This is a genomic window from Geothermobacter hydrogeniphilus (assembly GCF_002093115.1).
Taxonomy (GTDB): Bacteria; Desulfobacterota; Desulfuromonadia; order Desulfuromonadales; family Geothermobacteraceae; genus Geothermobacter_A; species Geothermobacter_A hydrogeniphilus.
The window spans coordinates 1-18,433 of the sequence record NZ_NAAD01000011.1 but is presented as its reverse complement, the minus strand read 5'-3'; the positions used below and the strand labels follow the sequence as shown (position 1 = coordinate 18,433).

Below are 18,433 nucleotides of genomic sequence, written 5' to 3'. Positions count from 1 at the left end.
ATGAACATGCGACACACCATATCCGTGCTGGTGGAAAATGAATTCGGGGTTCTGAGCAGGGTTTCCGGACTCTTTTCCGGCCGCGGGTTCAATATTGAAAGTCTTTCGGTTGCTCCGACCCTCGATCCTTCGGTTTCGCGGATGACCATCGTCACCACCGGTGACGATCAGGTCCTGGAGCAGATCACCAAGCATCTCAACAAGCTGATCGATACCATCAAGGTCATCGATTTTACCGGCACCGACTACGTCGAACGTGAACTGGCGCTGATCAAGGTCAATGCCGAGGAAAGCCTGCGTGCCGAAGTGCTGCGCATCGCCGACATTTTCCGCAGCAAGGTGGTCGATGTCGGGCCCCGTTCCTACACCCTTGAAGTGACCGGGGCGCCCGGAAAGATCAATGCTATCCTCGAACTGCTCCGGCCCTTCGGCATCAAGGAGATCGTCCGCACCGGTCCGGTGGTGCTGGGGCGGGGCGAGAAGGGTGGCAAGGGCTGATACTGCCTGCTGACCGGATGATCTTCAGGGGCGCGACGGGCAAAAGGTTTTTGCACGTCGCGCCCCTTTCATGTTATAAAAGCTGGTCTTTTTCGCGATTGGAACCAGGCCTGCGGGACGGCTTTCGACAGACTCGATTCACGCCTGGTGCCGCTTTTTTCAGAAGGGAATTTTCTGGTGCGCAATCAGAACCAACCGGTGGCCGTGGAGGGTTATCCCTTTATCGCCCTGTTTGCTTTTTTGACCCTGGTCTTCGCCCTGCTGGGGTGGGGACTGCTGACGCTGCTGCTGCTTGCCCTGACCCTGTTCACGATCTACTTCTTCCGCAACCCGGAACGACTGGTGCCTGAAGGGGACGACCTGGTCATTGCTCCGGCGGACGGCAAGGTGGTTTTTGTCGGCGAGGTCGAGGAGGATCGTTATTTCAAGGCCCCGGCGCTTAAGGTCAGCATCTTCATGTCGGTGTTCAATGTCCATGTCAACCGCGTTCCCTGCGGCGGCAGGGTCGTCGACATGTACTATCAAAAGGGATCCTTCTTCAATGCCGCGCTCGACAAGGCCAGTCGTGACAACGAGCAGGCCGGGATTCTGCTCGAAACCGACAGCGGCAAGCAACTGCTGTTCGTGCAGATCGCCGGGCTCATCGCCCGGCGCATCGTGACCTATCCGGGCATCGGCGATGTCCTGCAGACCGGCCGGCGATACGGGTTGATTCGTTTCGGCAGCCGGGTCGATGTCTACCTGCCCCTGGACACCGAGGTCCGGGTACGGTTGGGAGATCGGACCATTGCCGGTGAAACCGTCCTGGGACAATTGCCATGAGCCGTAAAGATTTTCGTGATCGGCGGGAAAATCTCCGCAAGGGTGTCTATATCCTGCCCAACCTGTTCACCACCGGCGGTCTCTTCGCCGGGTTTTACAGCATCATCGCCACCATCCACGGCAATTACGACGTTGCGGCCTGGTTTATCCTGATTGCCACGGTTTTTGACGGACTGGACGGTCGGGTGGCCCGGATCACCAACACCACCAGTCGCTTCGGTGTTGAATATGATTCCCTGGCCGACCTGGTCGCCTTCGGGGTTGCTCCGGGAGTGCTGATGTACATGTGGGCGTTGCGCCCCTTCGGCAAACTGGGCTGGCTGGCGGCGTTTCTGTATGTGGTCTGCGGCGCTTTGCGCCTGGCCCGCTTCAATGTCCAGGCCAATACCGTTGAGTCCAAGCGCTTCGTCGGTCTGCCGATCCCGGCCGGGGCCGCCATGGTGGCCTCCTGTGTACTGATCTTCTATTATTTCGGCGGCGCCGGGACCATCCGCAAGGTATCGGTGCTGTTGCTCATCTATTCGCTGGCCGCGCTGATGGTCAGCAATATCAGTTACTACTCCTTCAAGGATCCGGACCTGGTCAAACGTCAGCCGTTCGGCTTCCTGGTGCTGGCGATTTTCCTGATCATCATCATCGTCGCCCGCCCCGAGGTGATGCTCTTTTCCCTCTGTCTGATCTACACCGTTTCCGGTCCGCTGGGGGCTGTGTTCCGTTTCGGGCGGCCGAAAAAGAAGCGGGCCGGGAAAGGTTCGGGGGATGGCGGGGTGGCCGAAACCTGATCCCGTCTTGCCGGCGCGGCCAGGGGGGGATGGACCTGAATCAGTGATGGGCTCACTGATTCAGGATGGAATTTCCCTTGACAGGTTCGGCGTCGGTCTGTTTAAGTTACAGAACACTTTTTGTAAAGGCGTTGAAGAGGAGTAGTAGACACCTCTGCCGTTTCAGAGAGCCGGCGGTCGCTGCAAGCCGGTACGGTAAGCTGTCGAACTCGCCTTGGAGCCGTGGAAGTCAACCGGTCTTTGCCGCCAGCTTCCACCGTCATCCCGCGTCAAGGGACAATCAAGGTTCGTCGCCTGCTTCGGCAGTCGGCGGATGAAACAGGGTGGTACCGCGAAGCGAAAGCTCTCGCCCCTGATCGGGGCGGGAGCTTTTTTACATGGGCGGTTCTTTTCCGCCGACTCGGCGTTGCGTTCCCTCTTTGCTTGTGCGACGTAGCTGCCGCTACGCCTCCGCGCTCATCGGGACGCGCCTTGATTCTGCGAAAAATTCCTCGCCCCTGAAACGGCGGGGGCGATCTTCCCGGTTGATTGCGGGAAAACAGAACAGACAGACAAGCCTTGAAAGGGGGTGGTCCTGGTGGAAGATGACCTGGGTGACCTGGGTCGGACAAGTCGTTCGAAATCTATCGCGTTATACGTTTCAACCCGCAGGGCTGTCCGCGGCAACGAGCTGTTGATGCCCTGCCAGAGGAGGCATTCATGAGCGAACAACGTAAAATTACTATTTTCGATACCACCCTTCGTGATGGCGAGCAGTCCCCGGGCGCCAGCATGAACATTGATGAAAAACTGCGCATCGCCCATCAGCTTGAAAAACTCAATGTCGATGTCATCGAGGCCGGGTTTCCGATTGCTTCGATCGGTGATTTCGAGGCGGTCAAGAAGATCGCCCAGTCGATCAAGGGGCCGCAGATCGCCGGTCTCTGCCGGTCCGGATTCAAGGATATCGACCGTGCCTGGGAGGCGCTGCAGTATGCCGGTGAGCGGGGCCGCATTCACACCTTTATCGCCACATCCGATATTCACATGGAGCGCAAGCTGCAGATGGAGCCTGCACAGGTCCTCGAGGCGGCGGTCAAGGCCGTCGAGCACGCCCGCGGCTATACCGGCAATGTCGAGTTCTCCTGCGAGGACGCGGTTCGGACCCGGTTGCCGTTCCTGGCGGAAGTGGTCGAGGCGGTCATTGCCGCCGGTGCCACGACGGTCAATATTCCCGACACCGTCGGCTATGCCATTCCTTTCGAATTTTACGAGATCATCAAGTACCTCAAGGACCACGTCAAAAATATCGATGACGCGGTGATTTCGGTCCACTGCCACAATGATCTCGGCCTCGCCGTCGCCAATTCGCTGGCCGCCCTGCGCGCCGGTGCCGGTCAGATCGAATGTACCATCAACGGCATCGGCGAGCGGGCCGGCAACTGTTCCCTGGAAGAGGTGGTGATGGCACTGCGCACCCGGCATGACATCATGCCCTATACCACCGACGTCAACACCGAGCATATCTACAACGCCAGCCGGCTGTTGTCGACGGTGACCGGCATCTCGGTGCAGCCGAACAAGGCCGTGGTCGGTGCCAATGCCTTCGCCCACGAAGCCGGTATCCATCAGCACGGCGTGATGATGGACAGCGCTACCTATGAAATCATGACGCCCGAATCGATCGGCCTGAACCGGAACAAGCTGGTTCTCGGCAAGCATTCCGGGCGGCACGCTTTTATCGCGCGACTGGAGGAACTCGGCTACGAACTTCAGAAAGAAGACATCGAGCGCGCCTTCGTCCGTTTCAAGGCACTGGCGGACGCCAAGAAAGAGATTTTCGATGAAGATCTCGACGCCATCGTCGCCGATGAGGTGATCCGGGTTGACGAACGTTTCAAGCTGCTGCAGATGAATGTCTCGTCCGGCTCCTTTGCCGCGCCGACGGCAACCATGGAGATGGATGTCGAAGGAGAGCGGAAGAAGGTGGCCGTTCTCGGCGCCGGTCCGGTGGACGCCGCCTTCAAGGCGATCAGGCAGTTGACCGGCAGTAACGCCGAACTGCGACAGTACGCGGTCGGTGCCATCACCGGCGGCACCGACGCCCAGGGAGAGTGTACCGTGCGGCTGAGTGAGGGGGGACGCGAGGTCATCGGCCAGGGGGCTGATGAGGATATCATCGTCGCCTCGGCCAAGGCCTACATCAACGCTCTCAACAAGATGGCCTCGGTGATCGAGCGCAAGCGCGCCTCGCTCTGATATCCGGGCGGGAAAATAAGCTGAAGCCGGCAGGATGCATCCCCGTCCTGCCGGTCTCCAGATCCTTTCGAACCAGAAAATTGCCAACACTGTCAAGGAGTTGAAATGGGACAGACGATTGCGGAGAAGATTTTCGCCGCTCACCTGCGGGATGAGCCCTTTCCGGGGACCAGGGTCCTGGACCTCGACCGGGTTCTCTGCCACGAGATTACCACCCCTGTCGCCATTGCCGACCTGCAATGGCGGGGTAAGGATCGGGTTTTCGATCCTGACAAGATCAAGGCCGTTATCGACCACGTGACCCCGGCCAAGGACAGCAAGACCGCCATCCAGGCGAAGATGCTGCGGGACTGGGCGCGTCGGCATGAACTGAAGGATTTCTTCGATGTCGGCCGCAACGGTGTCTGTCACGCGATTTTTCCCGAGAAGGGGTTTATCCGGCCGGGTTTTACCGTCATCATGGGGGACTCCCACACCTGCACCCACGGTGCCTTCGGTGCCTTTGCCGCCGGTGTCGGTACCACCGATCTCGAGGTCGGCATCCTCAAGGGGGTCTGCGCCTTCCGCGAACCGAAGACCATCCGCATCAATCTCAACGGCGAACTTCCCGAAGGGGTTTACGCCAAGGACGTGATCCTGTTCGTCATCGGTCAGCTGGGTGTCAACGGCGCCACCGACCGGGTGATCGAGTTTCACGGCCCGGTGATCGAGGCAATGAGCATGGAGTCGCGCATGACCCTCTGCAACATGGCGATCGAGGCCGGCGGAACCTGCGGCATCTGCCCGCCCGACGCGGTCACGGTTGACTATCTCTGGCCTTTCATCGCCGAGGAGTTCACCGACCGGGAGGCGGCCCTCGCCGACTACAGCCGCTGGTTGCCCGACGCCGACGCCGAGTACGACAAGGTTCTCGATTTCGACCTCTCCACGCTGCAGCCGCACGTGACCTTCGACTACAAGCCTGATTGCGTCAAACCGGTGAAAGAGATGGCGGGAACCCGCGTTGACCAGATCTATATCGGCAGCTGCACCAACGGCCGGATCGAAGACCTGCGGGTCGCCGCCGGGATTCTCAAGGGGCGTCGGATCGCCGACTCGGTTCGCGGCATCGTCTCCCCGGCCACCCCGCAGATTTTCCGCCAGGCGATGGACGAAGGGATCATGGATGTCTTCATGGATGCCGGCTTCTGCGTCACCAACCCGACCTGCGGCGCCTGTCTCGGCATGAGCAACGGGGTTCTCGCTGAAGGGGAAGTCTGCGCCTCGACCACCAACCGGAACTTCAATGGTCGGATGGGCAAGGGGGGCATGGTCCACCTGATGAGTCCGGCGACCGCCGCCGCCACCGCCGTAACCGGTGTCATCACCGATGCCCGCGCATTGCTCAAGGAAACCGCGGCCTGACCGCAGAGGAGAGACCATGTCCAGAAAACAGTTCGGCGGTCCGGCGCTGCTGCTTGACCGCTCCGATATCAATACCGATGAAATCATTCCCGCCAAGTATCTGACCGAGGTCACCAAGGAGGCACTGCAGCCCTACATGCTTGAAGATCTCAAGCTGGAAGGGTTCGATCCGGCTTCGGCCGCCGTGCGCGAGGCGCGGGTGGTGGTCTCGCGCGAAAATTTCGGCTGCGGGTCCTCGCGTGAACACGCCCCCTGGGTGTTCGAGGTCAACGGAGTACACACCATTATCGCCGAGAGTTACGCGCGCATTTTCCGCCAGAACATGTTCAACGGCGGCATGCTTGCCATCGAACTGCCGAAGTCCGACATCGACCGGATCTTTGACCTGCAGCAGCAGGGCCAGGTCGAAATCCGGGTGGATGTCGATGCGCAGGAACTGGTCGCCTGCGCCGGTGACAAGGAACTGCGGTTCAATTTTGACATCACGCCTTTTGACAAGGCGTTGGTTGAGGCAGGGGGGTGGGTCGAGTTCGCCGACGCCCGTTATTGAGGGAGGACGCGGCCTTTTCCGCCAACTCTGCGTTGCGACCCTCTTCGCTTGTGCGACGTAGCTGCCGCTACGCCTCCGCGCTCATCAGGTCGCGCCTTGATTTGATGAAAAATCCCGCGTCTTGAGGCTGTGGTGAAAGGATACGCAGATCGTCTTCGTTGAACCGGGAGGGAGGACGCGTGCTTTTCCGCCAACTTGAGCGTTGCGGCCTTCTTTATTTTTGCGACCAAGCGAACGCTACGCCTCCGCGCTCATCGGGGCGCGCCTTGATTTGACGAAAAATTCCGCGTCTCCGGCCATTGTACCGGGTAAGTTGACGACAAGAATCCTTTGTTTTTATGCAAGGCGGGGGCGAACCTTCGGGTTTGTCCCCGCCTTGCATCTTGCGGGAAACCTGCTCAGGGGTTTTTAATATTAAAATCCCTGGAATTCTCTGACATCCTTCCGAAAAGACGTAAAATTCATTAAGGCATTGATCGCATCGGTTTCAAAGGAGGTCATCATGTCGGTTCCGTTCTCTCAACAACTCAGTCGTGACGAACTTGCCCTGCTCAAATTCTATCGGCAACTGCCCCCGGAAAAGCAGCTGGAAATTCTGGAGACGGCCGAATACTCGGTCAACGACCTGTGCCGCATGCGCGAACTTGCCGGGCGGCTGGTAGAAACCCGTCTGCCGGTCGATGACTGGGGATACGCCTGAGAGATCCCGTCCGGGATTCTCTTTCTTCACGGTCGCGGCTTTCTCGTCGACCTCGTTCACTCCCTTCCCGGTAAAATTCGTTGACATCATCTCTGCGCCTTCCTATAGTTGCAACCGCTTGAAAAAAGGTCTTTTCTTTCTTTTTCCGGTTCAATAAACCGGGGTTTGCCCCGGCCAATCTTAGGAGTTGTTGTCATGTCCCAGCAGTATAAAATTGCGGTCCTTCCCGGTGACGGAATCGGGCCTGAAGTCATGGCCGAGGCCATGAAGGTTCTCGATGCGGTCGAGTCCCGTTTTTCGGTACGCTTTGAACGTACTTTCGCCAATGTCGGCGGAATCGCCATCGACCGGGATGGCAAGGCCCTGCCGGAAAAGACCATCGCCGTCTGCCGCGAGTCGGACGCCATCCTGTTCGGTTCGGTCGGCGGTCCGAAGTGGGAATCCCTCCCTCCCGACGAGCAGCCGGAGCGGGGCGCGCTGCTGCCGCTGCGCAAGATTTTCGGGCTGTTCTGCAACCTGCGTCCCGCCATCATTTTTCCGGCTCTGACCGGCAATTCCTCGCTGAAGACCGAGGTCATCGAGGGTGGCTTCGACCTGCTGGTGGTGCGCGAGTTGACCGGCGGGATCTACTTCTCCCAGCCCAAGGGGATCGAAGGGCAGGGGGCGGAGCGGACCGGCTTTGACACCATGCGCTACAGCGAGGTCGAAGTCGAGCGGATCGCCCACGTTGCTTTTCAGGCGGCCCGCAAACGCGTCGGCAAGGTCTGTTCCATCGACAAGGCCAATGTGCTGTCCACCTCGGTGGTCTGGCGCGAGGTGGTGGAGCGGGTTGGAAAAGAATATGCTGATGTTGAACTGACCCACATGTACGTCGATAATGCTGCCATGCAGCTCTGTCGTTGGCCCAAGCAGTTTGATGTCATGCTCTGCGGCAACCTGTTCGGCGATATTCTTTCCGACGAGGCCGCCATGCTGACCGGTTCTTTGGGTATGCTGCCGAGTGCGTCCCTGGCCGAAGGATCCTTCGGTCTTTTTGAGCCGTCCGGCGGCAGCGCTCCGGATATTGCCGGACAGGGGGTGGCCAACCCGATTGCCCAGATTCTTTCGGCCGGGATGATGCTGCGGTACTCGCTGGGATTGACCGAGGCGGCGGATGCCATCGACCGGGCTGTGGAGGCGGTGCTGGATGCGGGCTTCCGTACTGCCGATATCTACCAGGGGCTTGAGGGGGAGACAAAAACCGACACCTCCGGCATGGGAGATGCCATCGTTGCAGAACTCTGATTTTCACGACCTGAATCATGGGTTCAAATCGACCCGGCAGTGCTGCCGGGTCGATTTGTTGCGTGAGGACGCTGGCTTTTTCATCAACTCTGCGTTGCTGCCCCGCTTCACTTGTGCGACGTAGCTGCCGCTACGCCTCCGCGCTCATCGAGGCAGCGCCTTGATTTGATAAAAAATCCAGCGTCTTGGAACTGTGGTGTGGATGGGTCTGATTGTGATAAGTGAAACGGTTGCTCAGCGGTTGCGGCCACCGGGAAATGGAACCATCTATCCCGCGGTTGCCGGGGTGAGGGGGCAGGCATGAACCCGCAAACCGCTCCCGGTCTCGGTCAGTTTCACCCGGGTGACTCATGGTTACACCGTTTCGACGCGCGCGGGAAGTTACTGTTGCTGCCGCTGCTGATCATGGTGACCTTCAGGGCCGCGGGGTTCTCCCTGCTGTTGCCGGCCCTGCTCGGTATCGTTCTGGCGGAGATCAGCGGTTTCGGCATCGCGGCCCTGCTGCGCGGGCTGCGTCCGCTGCGCTGGCTGCTGGTGACGACGGTGCTGCTGCATCTCTTCATGACCCCGGGACGGACTCTCGGGCCCTTTTCCTGGCTTTCCTATGACGGCCTGCTGCTCGGGTTGCAGAATGCTTCCCAGCTGTTGCTGGCGATGCTTTTTGCCTGCCTGCTTTCCCTGACGACTTCTCCGGATGAACTGGCGTCAGCCCTGGTCTCCCTGCTGCAGCCGTTGCGGCGGGTCGGGGTGCCGGTTGCACGCCTGGCGGCATTGCTCAGCCTGACCCTGCATTTCGTTCCCCTGCTGCGTGACGAGGGTCTGGCGGCCTGGCGCCGGTCCGGGGCGCAGTTGTCCGCCCTGAAACGAGGGTCACTGCTGGAACGGGGCCGTGTCGCCGCCGGGTTGATTGAGCCGCTGATGCTGCGCCTGGCCGATCGTGCCGAGCAGATGGCGCGGCGTATGGCCGCGGGGGAGGTGTTGGCCGAAATCGACATCCTGCCGGCCATGAAGACGCCGCTCAGGCTGCAGGTTCTCTGCGGCTGTCTGCTGCTGTTTTTCTGGGGGTGGTTGTAATGCGGATACGGTTGCTGCTTGAATATGACGGGACCGACTTCTGCGGCTGGCAGGTCCAGGCCCGCGGACGCACGGTGCAGGGGACGGTGGAGGAGGCCCTGCGGCAGATTCTGGGGGAGGAGGTGCGTCTTCATTCTTCCGGCCGTACCGACGCGGGCGTTCACGCGCGCGGCATGGTGGCGCATTTTGATCCACCCCGGGAGCTACCGCTGCGGGCCTGGCGCGAAGGGCTCAATGCCCTCCTGCCGGACGACCTGGCGGTACGCGAGGCGGCGGAAGTCGCTGCCGATTTTCATGCCCGTTTTTCGGCCCGCGGTAAATGGTATCGCTACAGCCTGCTCCCATCCCCCTGCCGACGACCGCTGCTTGGTCGCACCAGCTGGCAGATCAGGAGTGAGCTTGATCTGCCGGCCATGGTGACCGCGGCCGCTGATTTTGTCGGTGAACATGATTTTTCCGCCTTTCGTGCCGCCGGGTGCGCCGCTCGCACCACGGTGCGGCGCATTGACAGTATCGACCTGGTACGGGAGGGTGAGTTGCTGCACTGGGATATCCGGGGCAGCGGCTTTCTGAAAAACATGATTCGCATCATGCTCGGCACCCTGGTGGAAATCGGGCTCGGCAACCGGCCGACGACCGATGTCAGGGAGCTGTTGGCCGGCTGCGAGCGTTCCCGCGCCGGTCGTACGGCGCCGCCGCAGGGACTCTGTCTGCAGGAGGTTTATTACTGATGCGGTGACCGGGCGGGAAAGCTTGCTCTTGCAAACCGGCGGGGGGCGGCTATAGTCAATCAGGTGCTGTTCTGTCCTGTTGCCGGAGGTTCCCGTTGAAACGAGCATTGCGCATTCTGGTCCCGATCGATTTTTCCAGTTACAGCTGGCAGACCCTTCACTTCGCTCTGAGTCTGCAGGATATGCTGGAACCGGTGCTGGTGCTGCTGCATGTCCTGCCGGTCGCCGACTACAGTGAGTTGGGACTGTCCATCGGGATGGACCAATCGCCGCCGGAACGGGATGTGCTGCAGCACCTGCAGCGCGAGGCGGTTTCTCATCTCCCGGCGGTCAATGCTCCGAAGGTTTTGTATCGGGTCGGACACGGGGTGCCGTTTACCGAGATCTGCCGATTCGCGGAAGAAGAGAAGGTCGACCTGATTGTCATCGGCACCCATGGTCGCACCGGATTGTCCCACCTGCTGATCGGCAGCACCGCCGAACGGGTGGTGCGTCATGCCTCCTGCCCGGTACTCTCGATCAAGCCGAAACTCCTCTGATTCTCGAGTGCAATCCATCGAGTCGCCGGGCCTGGATCGGTGAAGGCAACGAAGCAGGTTCATCCGTCACGACACCCGAATCCTGAAATTGCCGGTGGATTTTGGCTTGACATGACAGGTTTTTTAAACTAGTGTTCGTTGTTCTGTGAGCCCCGTATAAATCACAGTTTAAGAATAGAGAGGATCGCATGAGTACCAAAGCTGCTAAACCTGCCACCGTGCAGAAAAACTGGTTCGTCGTTGACCTGGAAGGCAAAGTCCTTGGCCGGGCCGCGGCGCAGATTGCCCATGTGCTTCGCGGCAAGCACAAGCCGATCTACACCCCGCATGTCGACACCGGCGATTTCGTCGTCGTCCTGAATGCCGACAAGGTGAAGCTGACCGGCAACAAGCTCGCTGCCAAGACGTATTATCGGCACTCCGGTTTTCCCGGCGGTCTCAAGGAGATCACCGCGGAAAAACTGCTGGAGAAGAAACCCGAAGAGTTGATCAAGGCTGCTGTCAAAGGGATGCTGCCGAAGAATAAACTCGGTCGCCAGATGTTCCGCAAGCTCAAGGTCTATGCCGGTGCCGAACATCCCCACGCAGCTCAGCAGCCCAAGAACCTGGACATTCAGGGCTGAGATTCAGGAGATAGATGATGGCTGAACAGAGATTTTACGCCACTGGCAAGAGGAAGACTTCGGTTGCCCGTGTCTGGATCAAGCCGGGGAACGGTGAGATTACCGTGAACCAGAACAGTATCGACCAGTATTTCGGTCGTGAAACCTCCAAGATGGTTGTTCGCCAGCCGCTGGAATTGACCGACAACCTCGGTAAGTGGGATGTCTGGGTCAATGTCTGTGGCGGTGGTGCTTCCGGCCAGGCCGGTGCCATCAAGCACGGCATCACCAAAGCGCTGGTCGAGGCCAATCCCGAACTGCGCGGCGTGTTGAAAAAGGCCGGGTTCATTACCCGTGACAGCCGTGTCAAGGAACGTAAGAAATACGGTCGCCGCGGCGCGCGTCGGAGCTTCCAGTTCTCCAAGCGTTAACCGCAACGGGCCTTTTTTCGCCCGCAGCAATTGTTTCAACCTTGCGAGGGGAGCCCGATACGGCTCCCCTTGTTTTGTTAGGGCGCCGGCTTTTTCATCAACTCTGCGTTGCAGGCCCGCTTCGCTTGTGCGACGTAGCTGCCGCTACCCTGATTCAGTGAGTTCCTGTTGGATGGAGAGTGCAAGTGCTTGGTCTGAATGATCTTTTCAAAAATCTGAGGTGCACCCATAGGTTCGCTGGTGATTTTTGGGAAGCTCAGGCAGATCAATGACTTGTGCTGTCTGCCGACAAGGGACTCTCTGATTCAGGGTTATGCCTCCGCGCTCATTGGGCTGCGTCTTGATTTGATAAAAAATCCGACGCCTTGGAACGGCGGTGCGGATATGGACCCGATCAACGTTGTTGAAACTTATGCTGGCCGGCTTTTTCATCAACTCTGCGTTGCAGGCCCGCTTCGCTTGTGCGACGCAGCTGCCGCGCTCATTGAGGCTGCGTCTGGATTTGATAAAAAATCCAGCGTCTTGAAACTGTGGTGCAGATTGGTCTGATTCAGGGAACCCGTGGATTCGGGTTGGAGCTTAAGCGTATGAATATCAAAGTTGCCGTTGTCGGCGCCAGTGGTTACACCGGGGTGGAGTTGCTCCGGCTGTTGGTTGGACATCCGCAGGCCGAGTTGGTGTGCGTGACCTCGCGGCAGTTCGCGGGGCAGCCTGTGGCGCGGGTTTTTCCCTCCCTGGCGGGACGCTGCGAGCTGGTTTTTGAAAATCTCGCCGCGGCGGAGATCGCCGCCCGCGCCGAGGTTGTCCTGACCGCCCTGCCGCACCAGGCGGCGATGGCGGTGATCCCCGATCTGCTTGTCGCGGGTTGCCGGGTGGTTGATCTTTCGGCCGACTACCGGCTCAGGGACGCCGCGGTTTACGAGCACTGGTACCAGCCTCACAGCAGTCCGCAGCTGCTCGCCGAGGCGGTTTATGGTTTGCCCGAGCTGTTTCGTGAGCAGGTGCGTCCGGCCCGCCTGGTCGCCAACCCCGGTTGCTATCCGACCAGTGTCGCTCTCGGGCTGGCGCCGCTGTTGCGGCAGGGGTTGATTGACCCCGATTCGCTGATCATTGACAGTAAGTCGGGGACCAGCGGGGCGGGGCGGGGCGCAAAGCTCGGCAGCCTCTTCTGTGAAGTGAACGAGGGCTTCAAGGCCTACGGGGTCGCCGGCCATCGGCACACTCCCGAGATTGAACAGACCCTGAGTATTCTTTCCGGACGGGAGGTGACGGTCAGCTTTACCCCGCACCTGCTGCCGGTCAGTCGCGGCATTCTTTCCACCTGCTATGCCGCGTCAAGGCAACAGTTGTCAACGGCTGACCTGGTCGAGATCTATCGGCAATTCTATGCCGACGAGTATTTTGTCCGGGTTCACCCGGTCGGCAGCCTGCCGAATATCAACCAGGTTGCCGGCAGCAATTATTGTGACCTCGGCATGGTTGCCGACGAACGGACCGGGCGGATCATTGTGGTCGCGGTTATCGACAACCTGGTGAAGGGGGCGGCCGGGCAGGCTGTCCAGAACCTCAACCTGCTGGCCGGCCTGCCGGAACAGACCGGGCTGGAAGCCCTGTCCGCCTTTCCCTGATGCTGGAAGGAGCCCGCTGAGATGACCTGTGGAACGGATCATTGCGCCTGCACCTATACCACCTGCAGCCGACGCGGCAACTGCTGTGCCTGTGTCGCCTATCATCAGAGCAGGGGGGAATTCCCCGGCTGTTTCTTTACCCCGCAGGGGGAACGCAGCTATGATCGTTCGCTGCGGAATCTGATTCAGGATCGGGGATGAGCAGGGCGTCGCATTGACGCGGAGGGCGGACAACGCGGCAGACAGGCGTTTTTGTTCAACCTGTCAGACCGCGGAATGCATCTCCGCCTGCCAGGTGACGAACCGGTTGCGGCCTTCTTCCTTGGCGCGGTAGAGGGCCCGGTCCGCCAGATCGAGCAGTTCGTAGATGTCCTTGCTGTCGTTGGGGTATTCAGCGATGCCGAGGGAGAGGGTCAGCGTTCCGTTCGGCTGGCTTTCCTCTTCGCCGGGGAAGCTGTCGTTCATGACGCAGGAGCGCAGTTTTTCCGCCGCCGCTTCCGCACCGAGTTTATCTGTTTTCGGCAGCAGGACGATAAACTCTTCTCCACCGAAACGACCGACGAGGTCGATGCCGCGGGTATTCTGCAGCAGGATATCGGCCACCTTCTTCAACACAATATCCCCCCGCAAGTGCCCGTGCGTATCGTTGAACGCCTTGAAATGATCGATGTCGGCCATGATCAGGCTGAAATGAGAATGGTAGCGCTGCGCCTGCGCGACTTCGCGCTTGAGAATCATCTGGAAATGCCGTCGATTGGCCAGTCCGGTCAATTCATCGGTATTCGAGAGACTGCGCGCCTGTTCATAGAGCTGGCTGTTCTCGATGGCGATGGCGGCCTGGTTGGCGACCGCCTGGACCAGGTTGATATCACTTTCGGAAAAGGCGTTGGTTTCGATCTTGTGCAGGTTCAGGACCCCGGAGAGGCGCTTTTTGACCACCAGCGGCACGCTGACCATTGAGCCGCCGCTGTGGCTCTTGCCCTTGTAGCCGAGGTTGCGTTTATCGTTCTTCAGATCGGGAATGGAGAGCAGTTGCTGGGTCAGGGCGGCTTTGCCGGTGATTCCTTCGTCGAGACGGAAGGTCATGCCCTGCAGCAGTTCCGGGTCGATACCGTGGGTTTTGCGCACCAGCAGTTCTTCGCTGCCGGCATTGTAGGTGAACAGCACCATCCGGTCGCAGTGGATCAGATCCTTCAGCACCCCCATCATCCGGTCGAACAGGATGCCCAGGTCGAGGGTTGAGGTCATGGCGCGATTGAGCTGAAACAGCCCCGACATCTCCTTCAGGTGGGCGCGCAGTTCGTGATTGGCGCGTTCGATTTCGGCGTTCTTCGCTTCCAGCAGCTCGCGGTATTTAAGCTCCTCCCGCTGTTCCGTCAGTTGCCGCTGCTGGTCGATCTTCTCCTTGTAGAGTTCGTCAAGTTGGCTCACCATGCTGTTGAAGGATTGGGCCAGTTTGCCGATTTCATCATTTCCGAGGTCGGGCAGACGATAGTCAAGCTGCCCGCGGCTGACGGTTTCAGTGGCCTGCAGCAGGGTTTCCAGCGGCCGCAATTGTCCGCGGATGAAGCGCAGGAAGAAATAGCCGAAGATGATCAGGGCCAGCAGGACAGTGATCGCCGAGCGGGTGGCCAGGCTGCGTACCAGCATGCCGAGATCGCGGGTCGGCAGGCTGACGCCCAGCAGAACCAGGTCCGAGGTTCCCAGGGGGACGGCAAAAAACTGGGTGCGGGTGGTGGCGGTCGCTTTGTTGACCCGGCGTCCCGCGATCAGGCGACTGATTTCGTCGGCGGACAATCGCGGCGGGGAGGCTTCCGGCCGGTTGCTGACCAGGTGGTTGCCGTTGCGGTCAAGCAGGTGGCAGTCCCCCCGGCTCGGTTTCATCAGGGAACGGAAGAACTTCTGTCCCAGGGTCCGCCTGATCATGATATAGCGCTGATCTCCGGCTGTGTCCTTGAGGGGTTTGACCAGGACCAGGGCGGGACTGTCCGGCAGGGCGGGAAAGAAGCGAATCCTGGTCCTGCCGCTGCGCCGGGCATGGGTGACCATCTGCTTCAGCTGCGGTTGCTCAAGGCTTCCGATCTGCTGTTCAGACCAGATGCGGACGCTCAGCTCCTGGCTGGAGAGGCCGTTGAGGTGTGCCGCCAGGGGAATGGTTCCGGTTTCTTCGGGGTCATCAGGAGACAGGGCCACCAGCAGGTTGGCGAAGGTTGTCAGCCTTTGCTCCTCGTTTTTAATCGCCATCTCCAGCAGGCTGTGCTGGTCGTCGAGTTGCTGATCGATTGACTCGGAGAGTGAATCGCTGGTCAGTTGAACCGAGCCGATGGTGGCGGTCAGCCCGAGCAGGACCAGGACCAGGAAAAAGGGCAGCAGGATTTTCTGGGAGAGGGGCAGATGGTTGAACCTTGTGAGCATCGGGAGACTCATCCTCCGCTTCAGGCTGCCGAGGCTTCTTCTTCAAACATGCGGATGAAGGCCATGGCAACATCGGGATCGAACTGGCCGCCGGCATTGCGGCGGATCTCCTCAATAGTCACCTCATGACTCAGTGCCTTGCGGTAGGGCCGGTCGGTGGTCATGGCGTCGTAGGTGTCGGCAACCGCCAGAATCCGCGCTTCAAGCATCAGGTCGTTGCCGGCGATTCCTTTCGGATAGCCGCTGCCGTCATACCGTTCATGGTGCTGCTGGATAATGGCCCGGACATCACTGAGGAAATTGATCGGTTCGAGAATCTTGACGCCGATACTGGGGTGCTGGCGAAGGATTTCGATATCTTCACTGTCCAGCTTGGCGGTCTTGTGCAGCAGTGATTCGCAGATGCCGATCTTGCCGATGTCGTGCAGGATGGCCGCCTGTTCGAGCCGTTTGAGGGTTTCCGCCGGCAGGTTCATGAATTCGGCCAGGCGCAGGGCGTAACGCTTGACCCGTTCGGAGTGGCCGCGGGTGTAGGCGTCACTGGCCTCGACCGCCGACACCAGCGCCTGCACCGTGCTCAGGTAGGTACTCTGCTGTTCTTCGTAGAGCCGGGCGTTCTTGATGGCGATGCTGGCCTGGGCGGCGATGGTGGTCAGCAGTTCCAGGTCTTCACCGTCGAAGGGGTTTTCATCCCTGCGGTTGGCCATGGTCAGAGTACCGATGACCTCTTCGCCGATCACCAGCGGGGTGCAGATGACCGTTTCGCGGGTGAATCCCAGGCGGCTGACCCGGCTGAATTCGCGCGATTCATCGATGTTGCTGATCAGCAGCGCCTGGTTGTTTTTGATCACCCAGTGGGACACCCCGCCCGGTTTGATCGGGATGCGCATCCCCTTGTCGATATGCTCGGGCAGCCCTTCGGCGGCGCCGATCTTCAGCGTCCAGGAATCACGGTCGAGCAGCAGCAGGTAGCCGACGCGCGCCTGCAGCGTTTCCACCGTGCGGTGCAGCAGCAGGGCGAAGAGGCGTTCGATGTCCATGGTCGCGTTGATCGACAGCCCCAGTTTGTGCAGGGCCTGCAGTCTGCTGACAGCCTCTTCGAGGTTGGTGTTGCGGTCTTCGAGTTCGCCCGCAAGGTCGGCGATCTTGTAGTTGGCTTCCTCGATTTCCTCGATCCGTTCTTCGAGGGTGATGTTGAGATATTCGATCTCCTTGAGGCGCTCCTCAAGGGTGATGTTCATGTTGCGGATTTCATCGTGGTGGGAGAGTTTTTCCTCGGCAATGGCCATCTCCCGTTCGTGATGAACCGTCTGGTCGAGCAACTGCTTGACGCGGTCGACCATCAGGTTGAACTTCTCCGACAGCAGCTCCATCTCGCGGGAACTGCGGATCTTGGTGCGGGCCCGCTCGAAATCCCCCTTTTCCAGGAAATTCATGGCGACCGCGAAACGGCGCAGGGGGCCGTCGACGTAGAAGAGGATGAACCCACCGAGGGTGATGATCATGATCGCCGCCATCCCCAGCGAGGTCAGCAGGGTTGCCTGGCGGCCCTTGCGCTGCATCATCGCCATCTCGGAGAGCGAGAGGTGGACATTGAGGATGCCGAGAACCTTGGCTTCGGGATCGTGGCAGCGGTGGCAGGTGGGAGCGTTGTTGATCGGCACCAGGGTGGTGTGGTGGTCTGTCCTGCTGGTATCGTCGATATAGGAATAGTTGCCGGAACGATAGGCGAGCAGATCCGAGGCGGCGATCAGGTCACCGGTCTCCTCGGCATCGGCGGAGATCAGGATGCGTCCCGACTCGTCGAAGATCCGGACCGATTCAATCGCCGGTTCCCGACTGATGCGCTCCAGGATACGGGCCACCTCGCTGTTCTGGCCGCTGGCCATGTTGGCGATGATACTGTTGCGGATCGTCTCGCCCAGCACCCGGCCGTTCTGGTCGGCGAATCGCTGCAGCATCGCCTGCTGGGTGTCGAAGTTGTGCCACACGGCCAGCGCCACTGCGATCAGCATGATCAGGGTCGTCAACCCGAGGATTTTAATTTTCAGTGAATTCATGCCCGCAACAAAACCCAGTACTGATTTCAACCCCGGTCCCGCCGGAAGACGGGGTCGTTGGCCAAAAGCCCGAATCGTGACCGATCACCCTGTGCTGCCATCGGTCGTCACCTAAGCCAGGTACCTGTGGTAACGATCGGAAATTACAACGCAATTCAAATCTCATGGAAGCAATCTTGACAGTGTATACGGCAGTTTCTAAACTGCCCTGTCACAATTGACAGTGGATTTGGTCTGCAATATGCCTGCCATGAAACCCTTGGAATTTTATGAGGAATTTCTTATGAGTCAGCTGCTCATCGCCTGCGGCATGGTCATGATCCTGGAAGGGATTCCCTGGTTCCTTTCTCCGCAACGGATGCGGCTTTTCGTCGTCCAGCTGGCGTCCATGCCCGACGCCGCCCTGCGCCTGGCGGCGCTGGCGAGCATGGGGGCGGGGTTGCTGCTGGTGTACCTGGTGACGCGGTAGCTGGTTCAGGGGGATGATTTGCTGCCGTGATGCGTGTACAGGTGGCCTTGTTGCTTTCTCCACTCACGTGATGCTTTCGTAAAAACCTCACCTGTGAATCGTCTGGAGGGCTATGGTGCCCTTGCAACTGGACAGTTTGAATATGGCGGTTGAAGCCCTGGAAAGATCCCTGCGCGCGGCCGAAGAAGAGACGGACGGGTTGAGCG

The 18,433-nt window shown here is 59.7% G+C and carries 19 protein-coding genes and 1 other annotated feature; of the genes, 17 read left to right on the top strand and 2 right to left on the bottom strand.

The window, feature by feature from the left end:
- The first annotated feature begins 6 nt into the window (after positions 1–6).
- From ilvN to B5V00_RS09475, 16 genes are all read left to right on the top strand, one after another.
- Complete coding sequence (ilvN, locus tag B5V00_RS09545; protein ID WP_085010562.1) at positions 7–498, top strand: acetolactate synthase small subunit; 492 nt, start codon at positions 7–9, stop codon at positions 496–498.
- Positions 499–675: 177 nt separating this feature from the next.
- Positions 676–1,320: a phosphatidylserine decarboxylase family protein gene (locus tag B5V00_RS09540; protein WP_085010561.1), complete on the top strand. Its 645-nt coding sequence runs from the start codon at positions 676–678 to the stop codon at positions 1,318–1,320.
- Positions 1,317–2,102: a CDP-diacylglycerol--serine O-phosphatidyltransferase gene (pssA, locus tag B5V00_RS09535; RefSeq protein ID WP_085010560.1), complete on the top strand. Its 786-nt coding sequence runs from the start codon at positions 1,317–1,319 to the stop codon at positions 2,100–2,102. The genes B5V00_RS09540 and pssA overlap by 4 nt, the downstream gene beginning before the upstream one ends.
- Positions 2,103–2,224: 122 nt before the next feature.
- Positions 2,225–2,459: a binding site (T-box leader), on the top strand.
- Positions 2,460–2,801: 342 nt separating this feature from the next.
- Positions 2,802–4,340 carry a 2-isopropylmalate synthase gene (locus tag B5V00_RS09530; RefSeq protein WP_085010559.1) on the top strand — a complete coding sequence of 513 codons (1,539 nt, stop codon included), beginning with the start codon at positions 2,802–2,804 and terminating at the stop codon, positions 4,338–4,340.
- A 105-nt stretch (positions 4,341–4,445) separates the two neighbouring features.
- Entirely contained in the window at positions 4,446–5,744 is a 1,299-nt protein-coding gene (locus tag B5V00_RS09525; protein WP_085010558.1) for a 3-isopropylmalate dehydratase large subunit, read from the top strand.
- Positions 5,745–5,760: 16 nt separating this feature from the next.
- Entirely contained in the window at positions 5,761–6,294 is a 534-nt protein-coding gene (locus B5V00_RS09520; protein ID WP_085010557.1) for a 3-isopropylmalate dehydratase small subunit, read from the top strand.
- Between the two features lie 502 nt (positions 6,295–6,796).
- Positions 6,797–6,994: a hypothetical protein gene (locus B5V00_RS09515; protein ID WP_085010556.1), complete on the top strand. Its 198-nt coding sequence runs from the start codon at positions 6,797–6,799 to the stop codon at positions 6,992–6,994.
- Between the two features lie 195 nt (positions 6,995–7,189).
- Entirely contained in the window at positions 7,190–8,278 is a 1,089-nt protein-coding gene (gene leuB / locus B5V00_RS09510) for a 3-isopropylmalate dehydrogenase (RefSeq protein WP_085010555.1), read from the top strand.
- A 300-nt stretch (positions 8,279–8,578) separates the two neighbouring features.
- Positions 8,579–9,352, top strand: coding sequence for an energy-coupling factor transporter transmembrane component T family protein (locus B5V00_RS09505; RefSeq protein ID WP_085010554.1), 774 nt, complete (start codon positions 8,579–8,581; stop codon positions 9,350–9,352).
- On the top strand, positions 9,352–10,083 hold the full coding sequence (gene truA, locus B5V00_RS09500) for a tRNA pseudouridine(38-40) synthase TruA (RefSeq protein ID WP_085010553.1): 732 nt from the start codon (positions 9,352–9,354) through the stop codon (positions 10,081–10,083). Before B5V00_RS09505 ends, truA begins: the two co-directional genes overlap by 1 nt.
- Before the next feature lie 95 nt (positions 10,084–10,178).
- Entirely contained in the window at positions 10,179–10,622 is a 444-nt protein-coding gene (locus B5V00_RS09495; protein WP_139800722.1) for a universal stress protein, read from the top strand.
- A 188-nt stretch (positions 10,623–10,810) separates the two neighbouring features.
- Positions 10,811–11,245, top strand: a complete 435-nt coding sequence (gene rplM, locus B5V00_RS09490) for a 50S ribosomal protein L13 (RefSeq protein ID WP_085010551.1) — start codon at positions 10,811–10,813, stop codon at positions 11,243–11,245.
- Positions 11,246–11,262: 17 nt separating this feature from the next.
- Positions 11,263–11,655: a 30S ribosomal protein S9 gene (gene rpsI, locus B5V00_RS09485; protein WP_085010550.1), complete on the top strand. Its 393-nt coding sequence runs from the start codon at positions 11,263–11,265 to the stop codon at positions 11,653–11,655.
- Between the two features lie 240 nt (positions 11,656–11,895).
- On the top strand, positions 11,896–12,204 hold the full coding sequence (locus B5V00_RS16955; protein WP_139800721.1) for a hypothetical protein: 309 nt from the start codon (positions 11,896–11,898) through the stop codon (positions 12,202–12,204).
- A 38-nt stretch (positions 12,205–12,242) separates the two neighbouring features.
- Positions 12,243–13,283, top strand: a complete 1,041-nt coding sequence (gene argC, locus B5V00_RS09480; RefSeq protein ID WP_085010549.1) for an N-acetyl-gamma-glutamyl-phosphate reductase — start codon at positions 12,243–12,245, stop codon at positions 13,281–13,283.
- A gap of 21 nt (positions 13,284–13,304) precedes the next feature.
- Positions 13,305–13,484: a DUF6485 family protein gene (locus B5V00_RS09475; RefSeq protein ID WP_085010548.1), complete on the top strand. Its 180-nt coding sequence runs from the start codon at positions 13,305–13,307 to the stop codon at positions 13,482–13,484.
- Between the two features lie 63 nt (positions 13,485–13,547).
- Here B5V00_RS09475 and B5V00_RS09470 read toward each other — a convergent pair whose 3' ends face one another.
- Positions 13,548–15,698: a diguanylate cyclase gene (locus B5V00_RS09470; protein WP_172399694.1), complete on the bottom strand. Its 2,151-nt coding sequence runs from the start codon at positions 15,696–15,698 to the stop codon at positions 13,548–13,550.
- Positions 15,699–15,718: 20 nt separating this feature from the next.
- Complete coding sequence (locus tag B5V00_RS09465; protein WP_085010546.1) at positions 15,719–17,758, bottom strand: HD domain-containing phosphohydrolase; 2,040 nt, start codon at positions 17,756–17,758, stop codon at positions 15,719–15,721.
- Positions 17,759–18,041: 283 nt separating this feature from the next.
- Between B5V00_RS09465 and B5V00_RS09460 the strand changes: the two genes are divergently transcribed.
- Entirely contained in the window at positions 18,042–18,227 is a 186-nt protein-coding gene (locus B5V00_RS09460; RefSeq protein ID WP_085010545.1) for a DUF2065 domain-containing protein, read from the top strand.
- The last annotated feature ends 206 nt before the right edge of the window (positions 18,228–18,433 follow it).